9 protein-coding genes are annotated in these 17,560 nt (G+C 60.0%); 8 read left to right on the forward strand and 1 reads right to left on the reverse strand.

Annotation, left to right across the window (positions count from 1 at the left end):
* The first annotated feature begins 163 nt into the window (after nucleotides 1-163).
* The 7 genes from H1B37_RS06720 to H1B37_RS06750 all read left to right on the forward strand — a co-directional run bounded on the left by H1B37_RS06720 (nucleotide 164) and on the right by H1B37_RS06750 (nucleotide 11,581).
* Nucleotides 164-1,219 (forward strand): hypothetical protein, encoded by a 1,056-nt coding sequence (locus H1B37_RS06720; RefSeq protein ID WP_182865870.1) that lies wholly within the window; start codon nucleotides 164-166, stop codon nucleotides 1,217-1,219.
* Complete coding sequence (locus tag H1B37_RS06725) at nucleotides 1,216-2,244, forward strand: AAA family ATPase (RefSeq protein WP_182865871.1); 1,029 nt, start codon at nucleotides 1,216-1,218, stop codon at nucleotides 2,242-2,244. Before H1B37_RS06720 ends, H1B37_RS06725 begins: the two co-directional genes overlap by 4 nt.
* Complete coding sequence (locus H1B37_RS06730) at nucleotides 2,241-3,134, forward strand: DUF58 domain-containing protein (RefSeq protein WP_182865872.1); 894 nt, start codon at nucleotides 2,241-2,243, stop codon at nucleotides 3,132-3,134. The genes H1B37_RS06725 and H1B37_RS06730 overlap by 4 nt, the downstream gene beginning before the upstream one ends.
* Nucleotides 3,135-3,161: 27 nt before the next feature.
* Nucleotides 3,162-5,111, forward strand: a complete 1,950-nt coding sequence (locus H1B37_RS06735; protein ID WP_182865873.1) for a BatA domain-containing protein — start codon at nucleotides 3,162-3,164, stop codon at nucleotides 5,109-5,111.
* Nucleotides 5,112-5,241: 130 nt separating this feature from the next.
* Complete coding sequence (locus tag H1B37_RS06740; protein ID WP_182865874.1) at nucleotides 5,242-8,418, forward strand: coiled-coil domain-containing protein; 3,177 nt, start codon at nucleotides 5,242-5,244, stop codon at nucleotides 8,416-8,418.
* Between the two features lie 43 nt (nucleotides 8,419-8,461).
* Nucleotides 8,462-10,765: a glutamine amidotransferase gene (locus tag H1B37_RS06745; RefSeq protein ID WP_182865875.1), complete on the forward strand. Its 2,304-nt coding sequence runs from the start codon at nucleotides 8,462-8,464 to the stop codon at nucleotides 10,763-10,765.
* Between the two features lie 195 nt (nucleotides 10,766-10,960).
* Nucleotides 10,961-11,581: a LuxR C-terminal-related transcriptional regulator gene (locus tag H1B37_RS06750; RefSeq protein ID WP_182865876.1), complete on the forward strand. Its 621-nt coding sequence runs from the start codon at nucleotides 10,961-10,963 to the stop codon at nucleotides 11,579-11,581.
* Here the strand turns inward: H1B37_RS06750 and H1B37_RS06755 are convergent.
* Complete coding sequence (locus tag H1B37_RS06755) at nucleotides 11,578-14,460, reverse strand: hypothetical protein (RefSeq protein WP_182865877.1); 2,883 nt, start codon at nucleotides 14,458-14,460, stop codon at nucleotides 11,578-11,580. The two genes, H1B37_RS06750 and H1B37_RS06755, sit on opposite strands and share 4 nt — an antisense overlap.
* Before the next feature lie 824 nt (nucleotides 14,461-15,284).
* Between H1B37_RS06755 and pilM the strand changes: the two genes are divergently transcribed.
* The gene (gene pilM / locus H1B37_RS06760; RefSeq protein ID WP_182865878.1) at nucleotides 15,285-17,501 is read left to right on the forward strand and encodes a type IV pilus assembly protein PilM; all 2,217 of its coding nucleotides are present in this window, start codon (nucleotides 15,285-15,287) and stop codon (nucleotides 17,499-17,501) included.
* The last annotated feature ends 59 nt before the right edge of the window (nucleotides 17,502-17,560 follow it).

Here is a 17,560-nt window from a genome sequence, read left to right on the forward strand (position 1 = left end):
GTTTTTCCCACCATCCGTCCTGAGACGACGAAGGAAGGCTCTCTCCGATGAAGAGGTTCGATTGTTTTGCGGAATTCCTTCGATTCAGCAACTCTCGCCGGCAGGAACATCGCTTTCCAAGGCGGGGATCGGACAACGGTGTTCGTGGTGTCGAGGTGAACCGATGAGGCCGGCTGGCGAGATGATCCGCAATGCGACCCTGTCGGTGCTGTTAGCCGCATCGAGTTTCAACTCAAGTTGCTTTGCGCAAGGGAACGTGGATCTGGCGGAGGCCCCTTTACCGACGGATGATCGCAAGAATGTCGCCGCAGAGCCGACGTTGGAAGCTGCAGTTGCGAACGACGAGAACGGGTCGGGACCGGACGGTTCGAGATTCGTGCTATTGATTGTCGGATTGCCGGGTGACGAAGCTCGGAGAGATCGTTTCGATGCGATCGCGACCGCGTGGAATGATTGGTTGACACACAAGATCGGTGTTGGTGCGGACCACATCACGACGCTCGGCCACAGCGGAGACCGTGAGGGACCGCCTGCGAATCAAACAAACATCCGGCACTCGGCAGCGAAATTTTGTCAGCAACTTGGCAAACGCGACTCGTTGTGGGTGTTTCTGCTCGGGCACGGCAGCCAAGATCAACGCCACGGCTGGTTTCACCTGCCGGGGCCGGATCTGCATGATTCCGATTGGGCCGGGCTATTTGCCGATCTCAAAGCCGGCGAGCAAGTTTTTTGGCTGACTCATTCGGCCTCGGGGCGGTTCATCAAAGCGTTTTCTTTGCCCGGCCGAGTGGTCATCGCGGCGACCGATGACGAAGAGGTCAACGAAACACGGTTCCCTCAAGCCCTCGCCGACGTGATGAAAGCACAGATCGTGTCCGACGACGCTTCATCGGGACAGCCAGAAAACGCCGACCGTGCACCGCAAGTTAATCATCCCACGCCGACGACGCTATTGGAACTTTTTCGTGACACGGCCGACCAAGTCCGCCGTTACTATGACGAACAAGGGCTTGTTCCGACCGAGCATCCGCGGCTGGATGATAACGGTGACGGCAACGCATCGGAATCGGACCAACTGGCCGACGTTGCGACACTCTCCGCTGACGGCAATGCCGCGGCCGCGACGATCGACGGATTCCTGGCCGGTCGCATCCGTTTGAATGAGAAATTGCCCCCCCACGACATCGACAACGCCGGATCCGAAGCGAACAGCGAATGAATCACGAAAATCCGAACACCGACGATGTGAACGCGGGAGACCATCCCGAGATCGTCGCGCGGTTGCAACAGGCACGTACCGAATTGAAGACCGAGATCAGCCGTGTCGTGATCGGCCAGGACAAGGTGATCGACAGCCTGCTGATCGCGATGCTGTGCCGCGGCCACGCGTTGATGATCGGTGTTCCTGGACTGGGCAAGACGCTGATCGCTCGGTCGCTCGCGAAAATGTTGGAAATGGAATACAGCCGGATTCAATTCACCCCCGACTTGATGCCGTCGGACATCACCGGATCGGACATCATCGAAGAGGACCCCGAAACCGGACGCCGACAGTTGGAGTTTTTCCGCGGGCCGCTGTTCACGAACTTTTTGCTCGCCGACGAGATCAATCGCGCCCCTCCGAAAACGCAAGCGGCGTTGTTGCAGGCGATGCAGGAACGAGAAATCTCGGTCGGCCGCGAAACCTATCACCTGCCGCCACCGTTTTTCGTCGTCGCCACGCAAAACCCGGTGGAGCAGGAAGGGACGTATCCGTTACCCGAAGCACAGCTGGACCGGTTCATGTTCAATATTCCGGTCGTTTATCCGTCCAAAACGGAAGAGGCGGAGATCGTCAAAGCGACCACGGGCGATGCCGACGTGACACTGAACCCGATTTTAAAGCTGGACGAAGTGCTGCAACTCCAGTCGCTCGTCCGTGGTGTCCCGGTTGCCAATCACGTGATCGACTATGCCGTCGATTTGGTCACCGCCTCGCGGCCCGATTCGCCCGACTCGCCACAACAGATCAGCCGTTTCATCCGCTACGGTGCCAGCCCCCGCGCGACGCAGTGTCTGGTCCTGGGCGGCAAAGCGCGTGCGATTTTGCGGGGACGCTACCACGTCGATTTTGAAGACATTCGCGCCGTCGCGGCACCGGTCATGCGGCATCGGTTGGCGGTGAATTTCCAAGCGAGAACGGAAAACGTCACCGTCGACCAGATCATCCAGCAAATCGTCCAAACCGTACCGACGCCGTCATGAGCACGTCCCTAGTCTCACCGCAGCAACTGACGTCGGCGGATCTCTTGGGCGCAACCGACGACCTGGAATTGATCGCCGATCGTGTGGTCGAAGGTTTCATGCATGGTTTGCACCAAAGTCCCTTCGTCGGGTTTTCCGTCGAGTTTGCGTCGCATCGCGAGTACATGCCCGGTGACGATCTCAAGCACATCAATTGGCGGCTCTTCGGACGACACGAAAAACTGTTCGTCAAGGAATACGATGCCGAGACGAACGTGGAGGTTCAATTCATCGTCGACGCCAGTCGGAGCATGACGGCCGAACGCAAATGGTCATGCGCGGCGATGTTGGCCGCGTCGCTCGGCCATTTGGCATTTCGTCAACGTGACGCCATCGGATTGACACTGTTCGCCGACAAAATCCTGACCCATTTGCGGCCTCGCGGGACGGCGGATCATCGCATGGAATTCCTACATCAGCTCGCTCAATCGCGTGAACATCCGATTTGTGATCACCCACGGGTGTTGCATGAAATCGCGGAACTGTCGCCACGCCGGGGTTTGAAGGTCCTGATCAGCGATTTCTACTTTCCGCAGGAAAGGCTCGCCGACGCCCTGGCCCACTTCCGACATTACGGCCACGAAATGATCGTGTTCCACGTTTTGACGCCGCTGGAATCTTCCATGCCTGTGTCAGGTCCGGTGCGGTTTCGCGACATCGAAACGGGCGAAGAAATTGTCACCCAGGCCGAAGCGATCCGCGACGAATTTGTCGCCGCAGTCGACCAGTGGCAAGCCGAATTGAAGACGCGGTGCCAATTGCACGAAATCGACTACGTCACGATCAACGCAGTCACTCCGCTGCCGACCGCGTTGAGAGATTACTTCCGAGTCCGCAGCGAACTCTTTTAACACGCGACACCTGAATCGATCCCTTCGATGAACCTGATGCACCTCGGATTTTTGGCGGCCGGCGCCGCGGCGATGTCGTTGCCGCTGTGGATCCATCTGCTGCTGCGTCAGAAGGCGATCGCAATGGAGATCGGATCAATCCGATTCGTCAAACAAGTCGTCCGACGAACCAAGAGCCGACAGCGAATCCAGCGTTGGATTCTGCTGGCCCTACGAGCCCTGGCGGTCTTGCTGCTGGGGTTGCTATTTGCCAGACCGTTCTTTCCCCAGACGCCGGCCGACGGCAGCACACGTGAAGTCGTTGTTTTGATCGATCGATCGGCCAGCATGTCGGTCCGATCGGCTGGCGGCACGTCGGCGATTCAGTTGGCAATCCAGCGAGCCAAAGCGTTCCTCGACTCGCTCGGGTCAAAGGTGCACGTGCATGTGGGACTGTTCGACGCCGGCGGAGTTGAACCGGTTTCACTCGCCGACCTAGATGCCATCTCGCCCTCCGCGATGGCGACACGATACGACGACGCGTTTGCCTGGGCGACGGACTTGCTGGCTGCGTCCCAGCGATCCGATCAAGGTTTGATGCTGCTGAGCGATCTACAGTCGATCGCTGCTCCATCAGTCGACGTTTCCGCATTTCCGACCGACGTCCCGATTCGAATCGAGAATCCTGCTCCGGCGATCGCGCAGAACGTTGCCATTGAATCCGTCACCGCGACCCAAGTGGAACTTCGCCCCGGCGTTCCGGTCAGCGTGGACGTACAACTGGTCAACCACGGAGCGTTTCCGCTGGTCGACGCGGAACTGGAAATCAAACTTGACGGCCCCGACGGTACGATCGCCAACGTCCGACCGCTGGCGCTCGATGCGGGCCAGCGACAATCGATTCGCCTGGAACTGCCGATCAACAGCCCGGGCGTCTATCAAGGTATCGTTTCGGTCGATCACGACGATCCGATGCATTGGGACAATCAACGCGCGTTGGCATTCGAAGCGAGGTTTCCGGACCGCCTGTTGCTGATCGACGGCGATGCGGGAGCGCACCCATGGGAGAACGAAACCTATTTTGTTGAAACCGCGCTGCGGTTGAAGACGGCGGTCGGCGACGGACCGCCCAGAACGTTTGAGGTCGAACGCTTGGTCTGGGACCGTGGCTCGGGTTTTCCGGATTTGGCAGGCTTTCGTTTGATCGTCATCACCAACGTCGGTCGCTTTACCGATCGAGACGCCGAACGTCTGAAAGCGTTTGTTCAGTCCGGGGGAAATGCTCTTTGGTTTCCCGGCGATCGGTCCGCGGACGTCGTGCACGACAGCATAGTCGCCGCCGGTCTGCTGGGAAAAGCCACTCTCGGCCGCCCGACCGACGGCGTTGCCACGGTGACGGAGTTTGATTCCAGCCATCCCGCCCTCGGTCCATTTGCGGATCCACAGCACGGAGATCTGCGCAGCCTGACGGCCAACCGTGTGCTGCCGATCAAATCGGTCGACCCAAAGTCGACCGTGCTGTTGCGCGGCCGTCGGTGGCCGTTGGCGGTCAGCCACTCGGTCGGAAAGGGCCGATTTGTCTTGATCGCAACGTCCGCCGACCGCAGCTGGAATGACTGGCCACAAAATCGTTTGTTCGTCCCGCTGATGCGTCAGCTGGCCGCTTGGTTGACCGGCCAGTTGGAGGACCTGCAAAGGGTTGAAACCCATCCCATTGACCACCCAGATCAGATTCCCGGGATCCGGATGGAATCGGGATCACTGGTCGTGCGAAACGTCGATCCCGCCGAATCGCAACTCAATCGGTATGAAATCGACGAATTCCGCCAGGTCTTGGGATTGCCTGAACATGTGGTCAAAACCGACGAAGAAGATCGACGCCAGCAGTACGCCCCCGACGGCGTTGCCCGATCCGACGAAAAATGGCCATGGGTCGTCTGGATGCTGATCGGGATCTTGAGTTCCGAATTATTGCTTGCAAGCCGGGTCCATGAGTGATGAAATGGTCCGATGACATTCATCGCTACTCGCTGTACGCCGACCCTTCCGGGCCGTCGCGCAGAATCACGGTACGCCGGCCCTTCCGGGCCGGCGCGAGAGTTACGTTCCTTTGTGAGAGTGGTTGACCATGAGTCTTGTCAGTGCGACAGCCGAAAGCCCGACACTCGAACTTCCCAAGCCGGGAAAACACCACCAGCAGTTGGACCGGTTGAAGAACCAGGAACAGCAACGTCGCCAGATGATCGTTGCGTTCACTCTGGTGTCGTGCGGGTTCGTCTTGATCGGTCTGGTTGCGTTGACCGACTATCACTTTGAAGTGAGCGCAGGCCTGCGGATGGCACTCTGGGGCTGCGTGATTGCCGCGACCGGATGGTTGGCAGTTTCGCTTCGCAGGTGGACACAATTCCATGCGACCGATGCGATCTGCCACGCCGAAACACGTCGGCCAGACCTTGGGCAACGCCTTCGTACCAGCCATGACTACCAATCCCAACCGAACGCGGTGTCGGTTGCCGACCCCGAATTGCTCGCCGCACTCGAAACACAGACTCAGCAACAGGTGCTTGGCCGGCCGATCGCACCGCTAGGGAAATCGTGGCCGATCGCCGTGTTGGCCGGATTTCTGTTTGCCGGAACGGTCGTTTGGCTGACCTGTTTCACTCTTTCACCCCAATGGCGGATCGCCAGCGGCCGCCTACTGTTTTTTCCGCTGCACTACAGCGACGTGGATCTTGATCCTCTTCCGGAATACGTGGACCGGGGCGACGATTTGGTCGTGCGTCTTCGGGTCGAAGGCCGTCCGATCGACTCGGCCGTGATGCGATACCGAACGGGGGATAAAAACCGATGGTCGGAAGTCCCAGTCACTTCATCCGGCGAGACATCGTTGTGGGGCGATCTGACGGCGATCATCCAGAATTGCGAAACCGACTTGGACGTCCAAATCCTCGCCGGTCCGTTTGACAGCGGCGTCTGTCGCGTCCCGGTGCGATTGCCGCTGTCGGTCGAACAAATCAGCGTCACAGTCAAACCGCCCAGCTACACAGGGTTGGGCACCATCGACGGGCACCCCGACGGCATCTCGATTCCAGAGGGCTCTGAAATCGAGCTGTCGGTGCGTTACAACCGACCACCGGCAATGGTCAATGTCGATTTCACACCGGACACGTCCAAGGCGTCGTCCGCGGCGATCTCTGCCGAGACAGCGACGCTTTCAATCGATGCCGGCGTTTCACCGCTCGATGCGGCACTCCACGCGCGGACCAACGACGGTGTCACCGACGAGGCAGCGTTACACTTGAACGTGGTGCGCGATCGCGCCCCGGTGATTCAATTCCAAAGTCCCGAAACGGATGCCGAAGCGATCGCAACCAGCGAGGTCCGATTCACCCTCGAAGCCTTCGACGATTACGGATTCCAGTCCGTGCAGCTTCGTTATCGGATCGATGATGGCCCCGAACAAACACTTTGGCGATCCGAAACCGGGCGAACCAGTGCCGCGATGGCGCAAACCGTGACGCTGCCCCTGGAAGACCTGGATCTGGCCTACCCTCAAGCGATCACCTACTACGCCGTCGGGATCGACAACCGCCAACCAGCACCGCAACGGACCACCAGCGAGTTGAGATTCATCGACATTCGCCCCTTTTCTCGCGAGTACGAATTCAGCGACAACCAGTGCCAGTGCCAGGGGGAATGTCTGACTCTGGAAAAACTGATCAAACAGCAGCGTGAAGTGCTGGGGCAGACGTTTGTCGTGACACAATCGGCCGAGCGTCCACAGTTCGATCCCAAGCAAGCCGCGACCAAGTTGTCGTCTCAACAGCAATCCGTGCTGGAAAAAACGCGGGTGCTGGCTGCAGCGTTGGAGCAAAAGGTCGGTCCGCTGCCATCGCTGACCATCGCCGTCGACTGGATGACCGACGCGGTGGATGACCTACGATCCGAAGCGTTTCGACGTGGGCAAACTGCCGAGGAAAAAGCGTTGGCCGGCTTGATCGCCGCGCGACGCAATCTGCGTGAAATTCTAAAACAAGGCAATTCCAAGTCTCAGTTGGCCCGCAACGTCGATCGGCAGTTGAAGGACAAGGTGCGAAAACCGCCACAACAACAACCCAAGCCGCAAACACCCCAGCTCGCCTCGATTCGCGACCAGATTAAAAAGCTGATCCAGAACCAACAGAATTTTTGCCGGTCCGCCGGGGCGTGCAAACAGTCGACCACATCGAACCGTTCTGAGAATCAAACGCGAACCGACACCACCGACCCTCCGCGTTCGCCACAACAACTCGCCGCCGATCAACAGAAGGCCCAGGCCGAAGCGAGGGAGATTGAGGCGCAACTTGCAAGCGGATCGTTCGGTCCACTCGCCCCACGCCGTGCCGGCCGCGCCGCGGAATCGATCCAGACAAGCGTCCGGTTGCTTTCCGACGACGATCTCAACGACCAGGCGTTGGACAATGCGATCGCGCGAGCCACCATCGCCTCCGAACAATTAAGACAGCTTTCCGAGCATTTGGCACAACGGCACAACCCCGATTTCGAGGACAAGCTTGCCGTCGCCAAACGCCATGCAGAGAATCTGGCGGACACCCAAGAAAAGCTCACACAATCATTGTCCGACGCGGCAGCAGTCGAAACAAACTCTGGTGAAACAGAAACGCGACAACGCGAGCTTGCCGATCGCGGCGAAGAGCTCGCGGACTTGGCAGACCAACTGCTGGCCGATTCGATGCAGCAGGACGCTCGCGTTCAGCAATCGCTTGCCCGAGTGTTGGCCGAACATCCGCCCGGACAATCTGCCTCGGACATGCGGTCGGCGGCCGATGCGATGGAGCGCGGCCAGATTCACACGGCATCCGCATCCGCAGCGCGTGCCGCCGAATCAATGGCGCGATTGGCCGAGGGGTTGAAACGAGTCCAGCAGGCGATGGGACCAATCCAACTGGAACGGCTGACGCAAGCGGAAAAGCGAGCCGCGTCGCTGCTAAAAGAAGTGCGTCGGGCGCGAACCCCAGCTCAGCGATCACTTGCCGCCGCGGAAGCAACTCGCTTTGCCCAGTCATTGCAATCGATGGCGGACAAGGATTCTGAATTGGCCGACGCGATCGAAACGCTGCCCGAATTTGCGACCTCGCCGACCGTCATCGTCGAGGGCTTACGAACCATCGACGCATTGTTGCAGCGGAGAATCCAGGAAGCCATCCTCAGCGGTGTGATTCAGCAGGCGACCGGCCCCGTCCCGCCACAGTATGTCGACATGGTCGACGACTACTACCGGGTGCTTTCCGAGGATGTGGAATGACCCCGTGCGGACACGTCCAGGGACCAGCGAAGAGTGATCTGACATGATTCTTTGGGATCCGCTATATCCGATGCCGGTGTATCTGGGGATCGCAACGGTGATTGTTGCGTTGGTCTGGATCGCACGACGGATCTCGGTCTCGCCCAAAACGCGACGCCCGATCCTGTTGGGCATGCGAGCGTCGGTCTTGATCGCACTGGCGGTTCTGCTGCTCAATCCGATTGAACGTCGTGAAACCGTCATGCCGCCGCGTCGGCCGGCAGTCGCGTTGTTGGTCGATTGTTCGCAGAGTATGGGACTCGGCCAGGGTCAGTCGCGTCTCGATCAACTCAAACAGACGATCGGAACGGTCACTCGGAATGTCCAGCGGAAACGCGACATCGACCTTCCGATGTTTCGCTTTGGATCCCGATTAGCCAAGGTCCCCGGGCTGACCGAATTGACGGCCGCAGACGACCGTTCGTTGTTGTCCGATGCGCTCAAGCGTCTTTCGTCGCGCGTCGCAGACGATCGGACGCAGGCCGTGGTGTTGTTTTCCGACGGTGCCGTGGACCAGTCGGACCAATTGGAAGACCTGGCGACGGCCTATCGCAAACTGGGGATCCCCGTCCACGCGATGCTCCCCGATCAGGGTGATTTGCGTGGTGACGTCGCGATCACCGAATTGTCACTGCCGTCGCGGGTGTCCAAAGGCGACCGCGCGACGGTCCGGGCGTTGATCGAGAGCCGCGGTTTTGAAAACGAACGCGTCGTCGTTTCGATTCGGCCGGACAATCGCCCCCGATCACCACCACTGGCCTCGCTCCCGATCACACTCCGCGAAGGGACAACGTCCTGCGAGTTGGTCGTGACTGCCGACCCCGCTCTGGGCGAATTGGCGATCGACGTCCCGATTCAAACCGGTGAGGCCGTCGACACCAACAACCGCGTGCCCTTCCGTTTGATCGACAAGGATCGCACACTCAACGTGTTGTACATGGAAGGAACCTCGGCAGCGGAAAGCCGTTGGCTGCAAGACGCCTTGCACGCCGATTCGGACATCAAGTGCGTCGCCATGACGGTCGATAACCAGCACGCCCAACGACCGCGTCTGCAACGCACCGACGATCCCTATCGTGGGTTCCCGTCCACGCGGGCCGAACTGTTTCAATACGACGTCGTGATTTGCAGCGACATTTCGTTCCGGGCCTTCACCCCCGAACAAATCGATTGGACGGTTGAATTGGTCGATCAACGCGGGGGCGGATTCGTCATGATCGGCGGATTCACCAGCTTTGGTGCCGGCGGCTGGGACCGCACACCGTGGGAGGGAATGATCCCGTTCGATATGAGCGGTCGGCGGGACTACCTGAACCAAGGATTTCGGGTGGCCGTGCCCCCGCAGACGCAATCGCATCCGATCTGGAATCTGCTGGACGATCCCCGGCGCAATCGCAAGGCGCTTGATGCGATGCCTCCGTTCAGCGGCACCAATCTGATCTCGCGGGTCAAACCCGCCGCGACCTTGCTCGGACAAACGCGAACACCGTTGGCCCGCGTCGGGATCATGCCCGTGTTTGCCTGCGAAAGTTATGGCCGCGGGCGGACCTTTGCCATGTCCACCGACACGACCTATGGATGGGGCGCCCGGTTCGAGCGTGAATGGGGAGAAGGCGACAACCGCTACTACCAAAAATTCTGGAGGAACGTTGTCCGTTGGTTGGCCGAAAACTCCCAGGCATCGCAAAACCGATTGGTCCTGCGTGCCGATCAGGTCATCTATTCGCCAGACGAATCGATCGAGTTGGTCGTCCAGGCGTTTGATGATTCTTTCGTGCCGACGACGAACTACCGCCTGACCACACGTCTGGTTGCCGAACTGGAACCGACCGCAACCGCGGCCGACAATCCCGCCGCGTCGAGTTCGATGTCCGTGACGATGAATCCACAACCGGCTAGCCGACAATACACCGTGACGATTCCCGCCCGGTTGGCGGCCGCGTCGGACGACCGCTCCAGCCCGATGCAGACGGCGCACTTGGTCGTCGATGCGTGGCTGGGGAATCAGAAAATCGCGACCGAATCGCTGCAGCTTCAACTGCTGCACCGATCGACCGAATGGCTGCATCCCCAAGCCAATCCCGAACGGTTGCAGCGGGTCGTCGATGCCGGAGGCGGACAGATGGTTTCGTCGCCACTGGAACTCCAAGCCTTGTTGGAGTCGCTGGACATCGCGCCCGGAGAGGTCTTGATTCACAAGCTGCCGGCCTGGGACCACTGGATGCTCTGGACGATGCTGTTGGCCGTGCTGGCGATCGATTGGATTCTCAGACGACGGGGCACGGGCCCGGCAACTCAACGCCCGTGAAACACACCCGAGTTTTTTCCACCAATTGCTATAGATTTGCTAAAGCCGCCTTGTGTAACCTGCCAAACGTCGTCAGGGGCAGTCGACACACGGTCTGCAAACTTGACAACAGCACTTCAATCACACCAAGGAAACTGAATAGCACACACAAGCTAATTCACACTACCGAGACCTAACTTCGATCAAGGGGCAACAATGATCAAGGCTAGTCACAGCGGCAATCCCGCGCTGGGGATCCGTCCGTTCATGGTCGTACTTCAAAGCGACCGTCTTTCGATTGAGACTCTTCCCGATGCGCTTCCGTTTCAAACGCTGGAGGTCGAGGACTGGGAAGGGGTGTTCAAGAAGCTCAGTTCTTTTCGGCCCGGGTGCTTGTTGGTCGACTTTGACGCCGATCGGGATCAACTGTTGCAGCAGATCCGCGGGTTCGCTGACCAAGGCATCCGCTACTCGGTCGTCGGCGTCACCGCCGACCGCTCGCGCCGGACGCTGCATCAGGCCCTCCGCCACGGCTTCATCGACTTGGTGCCACACCCACTGGAAAGTCGCCTGTTGGTCGAAGCGGTCGAGGACGCCTTTCAAGCCGACGGTGCCGGCAAAGACTCGCTGTGTAATCTCCGCAGCGGTTTCGGCAGACTGACTCCCAAAGAACGCGAGGTGCTGCCGCAACTCCTGTTGGGCGTCACCTCGCGTCGCCTGGCCGGCGAACTGAACGTCAGCTACCAAACGATCGATCGACACAAAAAACGTGTCATCGAAAAAATGAACGTCAGCAACATGACCGAATTGGCGATGAAGCTGTTTCGGCAATACTAGATGTCGAAGACGACCACCAGGTCGACGGCCTGGTGATTCCCCAGCGACAACGTCACCACGCCGTCGTCACATTGGACGTCGTCGGGCAACTCGTCCAGCGACCGCTCGATCCCCGATGCATCGGCGACGAAGGCGGCTCGGGCAGCGGCACAAAACTGCAACCGGACCTTGGACGTTTTCGGCCGGGTCTGGATCACTTGCATCCGCGCGGCAAGTTTGCCGTCGCGGCGCCGCGCGGTCTCGATCTCCGTGACCATCACGTCGGCGGAGGAAACATGGACCAGCCAGGCCTGACCGGTTTCGCCGCCGGATGAACCGGTATCGGACAGGTCGATGGCAAACACGTCTGCCGGCGCGATGCACGACCGCGCGATCGCCACCGGCGACGGACAATCAAACGCCAGCGTGACCTGAAACGCGATCGCATCACCACCGCCAGGAATCCCCACCAGCGTGTCCAAGAAACGGTCGCCGACCTTGCGATGCAGTGGCAAGCCGCGACCAGCGACCAAGGTTTGTTTCTCCGCCTCATCGATCACCACCCCCAGCGGTGCGACCAGCTTTTTGGACGACGCGCTGTGCACCTTGTCGCGGACCAAAGGGCGCAGGATCGCCGCCTCGCCGGCCACGGCGGTCCGCAAGGCGAAATAGTTCTTCCAAAAATCTGACTCCGACGCGACACGCACCTCGGTTTTCGGCGTCAGCTGACCCTCGATCTGCAACAGCCGGCTGCCCCGTTGGAGCTGATAACGCAGCGTGAATTCGGCGATCGCGTTGCCGTCGCGGTTCCGCAACTCGCCCGATGCGGTGATCACCCCGACCGTCAAATCGGACTGTTCGACCTGCATCCGCTGGCAAACCATCGTGCCGCCGTCCGGGTCGCCGGACAAATCGGCGGCGGCGACCAATCGCATCGACAGACGATTGCCGCGCGACGCGCTGTACACGCCGGAGATGCCACCGGCGGTTTCATCCAAGGCCACCGCCATGAACGCATTTTTCAACACCGCCGGTTCCGCGATCCCAGTCTCTGCGCCGGTCAGTCGTTTCAACAGCCCCTTCTTCTTGACCGGGTGCGTCGAAGACAGTCGGGTGAACCCCATCGCCGGGACGTCAAAGGTCACGTCGCAATCGGCGCCGCCGGCAGCGGTTGCCGAATAGACGAACTTTTCAGCGGGCGGCGCGCCGCCGCGCAATTTCGCTTGACGTCGGGCCGCGACGGCGTGGGGATTGAAACACAACGCGTGTTTTGCCGGCAGCTCCCCGCTCGCAGGCGCGACTCCGATCGCCTGGCAGATCAGCCGGCGATCGTCGACCTCGTCCGCTGCATCGATCAACCGCGGGTTGGCCAGCAGCGCGATCGAACGAAGCGTGCGGCGGGCCTCCGATCGCACCGTCTGGCAAAACGACTCGGCCATCGAGTGCAATGTTTCATCGGGCGCTGGACCAACGAGACGTTCCACCACGCTCGATGCCGAGTGTTTGGAAAGTGCATCGAGTGTGCCGTGGTGATAGGGGTGTTCGCCATCGGTAAAGTAGCGCGGCAAGGTCCAGAAACGGCCCATCGCGACACTCCACGTCGCGGCCCGACAGAGATCCAGAAAACTGTCACAAACCCGCTCCGGCCAATGCACCAGCAAAGCCGTCGCGACCTCGCCCGAATCGATCAGTTCGCCCAGGTGAGCCCCCAGCGACAGAAACGCGGCATCGCCGGCGGCATCGATCGGCTTGGCCGTCAATGCCTCGAGTTCGCGATGGCCACCCGAAACGATCACCTTGGACTCGTCGCCGAAACCGATCCCGGCGGTGAAATCGATCGGAATCACCCCTTGGTAACCCAGCGCCGAGAGGCAGGGAATCAAGTCGGCGGGCGTCAATCCGGAAAGCGTGCCATAGACTGACGGGGCGCGGCCGATCGCCCGCGTGGCCAGGGCAGTTCCCGATTCAACCATATGACGCGCCGAGGCCATCGTCATCGCGTCGAGACAACTTGAATCGCCCGCCAAACCACCGCCGGCCCAGCCGACGGTTCCCATCGACAACAAGTGCACGAACCGGTCGAATCGCTCGCTGTTGCCGGCATCAACTTTGGCGGCGTCGATTTCGGTCGCCACCGCGGCGTCGATCAAGACGTTGCGCGGTGTGCCCAACACCCCGTCGGCATCGTTGTCCGCCCCCGCGCTGGCTTCGAATCGCTCCAGCCAACCGGCCTCGATCGCGGATTTCAAGACCCCGGGAGTCAACAGCGTCAGATCGACCAGATGTGGATCGCTGGAAAAATAGTGGTCGCGTTCTTCGGACAGACAATCAAACACATCGTGCAGCCCCTCGGCGGCGGCCGTCGCATCGCGTTGGCAAAACGCCTTGGCCGCCGCGACGATCCGATTCTGAAGATGCAGTTCGTCCAGGTTGCTGGTGTACCGCAGCCGCCGCGTCATGATCTGGACCTGCAGCGACAGGTACGCCGCGGCGAAGAAGTCTTCGATGCCCAACGTCCGCGGCCCCGATTGAAGCGGCTGGCAACTTGGATCTTCCGGAGCGATCCCCAGGGCGCCCCCCAGCCCTGCGAGCATCTCCGTCCGGTCCGCCCCGGTCACCCAAACGCAATCGGGATTGGCGTCGCACTTGCGCCGGAAATCGCTGGGGATCTGTTTCAACGACGGATCCGGGACCACGATCACGCGCGGCCCCTCGGGGTTGGGCGGCGTTTCGGCACGGTACCACGTCGGCATCTGTTCGGTCTGGGCCAGCAATCGCGGATGCCACAACACCGTCCAGCCGGCCAACAGGCTCCGCGCATCCGAGTTTGATCCTCCGACCGGAAAATCTTCCAACGTGGCCGAAGGCAGCAGAACCGAACACTCGTCAAAGGGAGCCATATCGCGGTGATCTATGCGGGGAAGGGACGTTGCGGGGAAAACCTGGCAGCGACAGAGTGTGATCGAAAATGCCCGGCCTTCAAAGCCGCCCCCCGGACGCCGCCAGACCATCTGGGACGAAGCCCGCGGCGAATAAATAATTTGACGATCGCCCCGCCGGACGGATAAACTAATGGGGTAGCGGATGTTCGACGTAACCGTAGCTACGCTCGCCAGAGCGTGGACGGTGCAGCGGCCCACACCGGAACTCAGCACAGCCCTTGGTCACCAGCCCCCGATTCACCTCCGCGTGCAGAGGGCCGGAATCCAGCTTCTGGCGAAGGTAGCTACGTGAGAGCACGTCCCAGAGGCCGTTGCGATACAGGGACCACTTTTCTCCTCCTTTTCCACTCCCATCCCCCCTAGCGAAGGTATCGCTTGGAAACGTTTGCTGTGACGCATTCGACACGGGTGTCGCCCAAACCGATCTCGCATGGGCGAATCGGTGTGCGCGAGCGATTGCAATTTTGGGTCAATCAGCACATTCGGAACGAGCAGAGCGGGGTAAATTTGACATCGCGGTCGGCCAAGCGTGGAGAAGATGGCGGTGTCGGAGTACTCTGCGTGCCGGAGGCGAGGTGCATTTTTTGGCGCCGTTTTGCAACGGGGGCGAAAAATCTGTCACAATTCCGGCAAAGATCGCCCAAGGATTTTTGTCATCATTCGTTTATTGGATTACCCGCTGACGCTTCCACACCTGCAGTTGAAGGTTGGTTGCCGTCGATCGGAGCGGACGTTTGATGGCCCGAGCCATTCACTCATCACTTTTTCGTTAGCGTTCAACCATGGCCAAGAGCACTTCAGTTTGGGGAATCGAGATCGGACAATCAGCCCTCAAGGCGCTGCGTTGTACGAAAGTCGATGAAGAAGTCGTCGCGACCGCGTTCGACTACATCGAATACCCCAAAATCTTAAGTCAGCCCGAAGCGGATCCCGAGGAGTTGATCGCCGACGCGATCAGCCAACTGATGGAACGCAACGAGGGGATGACCGACAAGATCTGCATCAGTGTCCCCGGCCAGAGCGGTCTGTCAAAATTCTTCAAACCGCCGCCGGTCGAAGTCAAAAAGATTGCCGATCTGGTCCGCTACGAGGCCCGTCAACAGATCCCGTTCGAATTGTCCGACGTGGTCTGGGATTACCAGATGATGCCCGGCAGCATGGTCGAAGACGGCTATGCCCTCGACAGCGAAGTCGGGTTGTTTGCGATGAAACGTGAACAGGCCAACCGACAACTGGCCCCCTTTGACACCGCCAACCTGGAAGTCGACGTCGTCCAACTGGCCCCGATCGCGCTGTACAACATGGTCGCCTATGACCGCTTGGGCGAACGGCTGGACGGTGAAATCTTCAACTCCGACGATCCGCCGCCGTCCAGCGTGATTCTGTCGATCGGGACCGACAGCTCGGACTTGATCGTCACCAACGGTTTTCGAATCTGGCAACGCAGCATGCCGATCGGCGGGAATCACTTCACCCGCCAGCTGACCAAAGACCTGAAGATGACGTTCGCCAAGGCCGAACACATCAAACGCAACGCGCGGGAAGCGGTCGATCCCAAGCTGATCTTCCAAACCATGCGCCCGGTCTTCAACGACCTGGTCACCGAAGTCCAGCGTTCGATCGGCTTCTTCCGCAGCATCGATCGCAAAGCCGACATCACCGAATTGTTGATCACCGGGAACACCGTCAAAATGCCGGGACTGGCGGCCTACCTGGGCAAGAACCTGGGCTTCGAAGTCCACACCCTGGACCGCTTCAACCGTTTGGGCGGCGACGACGTGCTGGCCATCCCGACTTTCCGCGATAACGCGACCACCTTCGCGGTCTGTTACGGGCTGTGTTTGCAAGGGCTGGGCATCTCCCAAATCCATGCCAGCCTGGTCCCGCAAGAAATCATCACCCAGCGGATGATTCGTGCCAAGAAACCCTGGACCGTCGCGGGATTGGCGATCCTGATGTTCGGCATGTCCGCCAATTTCTACTTCGCCCAAAACAGCTGGCAAGAAAGTCACGATGACATTTGGAAGAGCGCCAATAGCGCCGTCACCAGCATGGCGAACTACGCCAACGAGCACCGCGACACCGATAGCGAGCTGGAAAAGAAACTCACCTATTTGAACGCCGTCGGCGAAGAGATCACCGGCGATGCGGAGAATCGCGTGCTGTGGATGGAGCTGATCCGCGGCGTCAATCAGATCATCCCACGCGGTGTGTACGAAGGTGTCGAGCCCGGCCAGATGCCCAGTCCCAAGGACGTGCCCTACGAAGACCGAATCGATTTCCAAATCACATCGTTCGAAACCAAGTACTACGAGGACATCACCGAATGGTATGACAAACGGAAGAAACGATTCGCCGACGAGAAGGCGGACTGGGAAAAGCTGATGGACATCACCCGGGAGCCCGGCGAGGTGCCCGCCGAACCGGAACCGCCGACCGGTCCGTTCTGGGTCGTCGAGTTGCAAGGCTACCACTACTACAACAACCCGGAACGAGTCGGTCTGGATGGAAACAACCACACCCGCAAGTACTTGACCACCGCCTTCCTGGACCCCAGCCGACTGCCCGACGACGTGGCCAACCGGATCATCCGACTGCCCGACCCGAATGACCCGTCGGCGGATTTGATCGAGTACACGCCGGCCGAGCTGGGGATCAGTTACCCGTTGATGCTGGATATCGAAACGGCGATCGAAGAAAAGATCCCCAATCCAGAATATGAACCTCCTCTCGCCGGTGTGGGCACCGTGGGCGTCGGCCCAGTCGCGGGCGCCGCCGCGGCAGCCGACCCCGATGCCGAACCGGAGTTCTTCACGGCGCGGCGAATGGACTTTGCCTTCCAATTCCTTTGGACCCCCACCACCCATTCGCAGCGGATGGAAGCCAAAGAAGCCGCACGGTTGAAAGCCGAGGAAGAAGCGGCACTGCGTGGGGAAGAGACGCCGACCGAGGAAACCACCGACGCAACCTTGGACGACACCGTCGCCGCCACCCCCTAAGCCCCCCCGCCGACTCGCCCGGCTGATCACCATCCACTTTCACTTTTCTCAACCCACGC

This window comes from Stieleria mannarensis (assembly GCF_014154935.1).
GTDB classification, from domain to species: domain Bacteria; phylum Planctomycetota; class Planctomycetia; order Pirellulales; family Pirellulaceae; genus Stieleria; species Stieleria mannarensis.

Excerpts from the sequence above, each read along its gene's own strand:
- H1B37_RS06745 (WP_182865875.1), top strand. The coding sequence starts at position 8,462 with ATGATTCTTTGGGATCCGCTATATCCGATGCCGGTGTATCTGGGGATC.
- pilM (WP_182865878.1), top strand. The coding sequence starts at position 15,285 with ATGGCCAAGAGCACTTCAGTTTGGGGAATCGAGATCGGACAATCAGCC.
- H1B37_RS06720 (WP_182865870.1), top strand. The coding sequence starts at position 164 with ATGAGGCCGGCTGGCGAGATGATCCGCAATGCGACCCTGTCGGTGCTG.
- H1B37_RS06725 (WP_182865871.1), top strand. The coding sequence starts at position 1,216 with ATGAATCACGAAAATCCGAACACCGACGATGTGAACGCGGGAGACCAT.
- H1B37_RS06755 (WP_182865877.1), bottom strand. The coding sequence starts at position 14,460 with ATGGCTCCCTTTGACGAGTGTTCGGTTCTGCTGCCTTCGGCCACGTTG.
- H1B37_RS06750 (WP_182865876.1), top strand. The coding sequence starts at position 10,961 with ATGATCAAGGCTAGTCACAGCGGCAATCCCGCGCTGGGGATCCGTCCG.
- H1B37_RS06730 (WP_182865872.1), top strand. The coding sequence starts at position 2,241 with ATGAGCACGTCCCTAGTCTCACCGCAGCAACTGACGTCGGCGGATCTC.
- H1B37_RS06735 (WP_182865873.1), top strand. The coding sequence starts at position 3,162 with ATGAACCTGATGCACCTCGGATTTTTGGCGGCCGGCGCCGCGGCGATG.
- H1B37_RS06740 (WP_182865874.1), top strand. The coding sequence starts at position 5,242 with ATGAGTCTTGTCAGTGCGACAGCCGAAAGCCCGACACTCGAACTTCCC.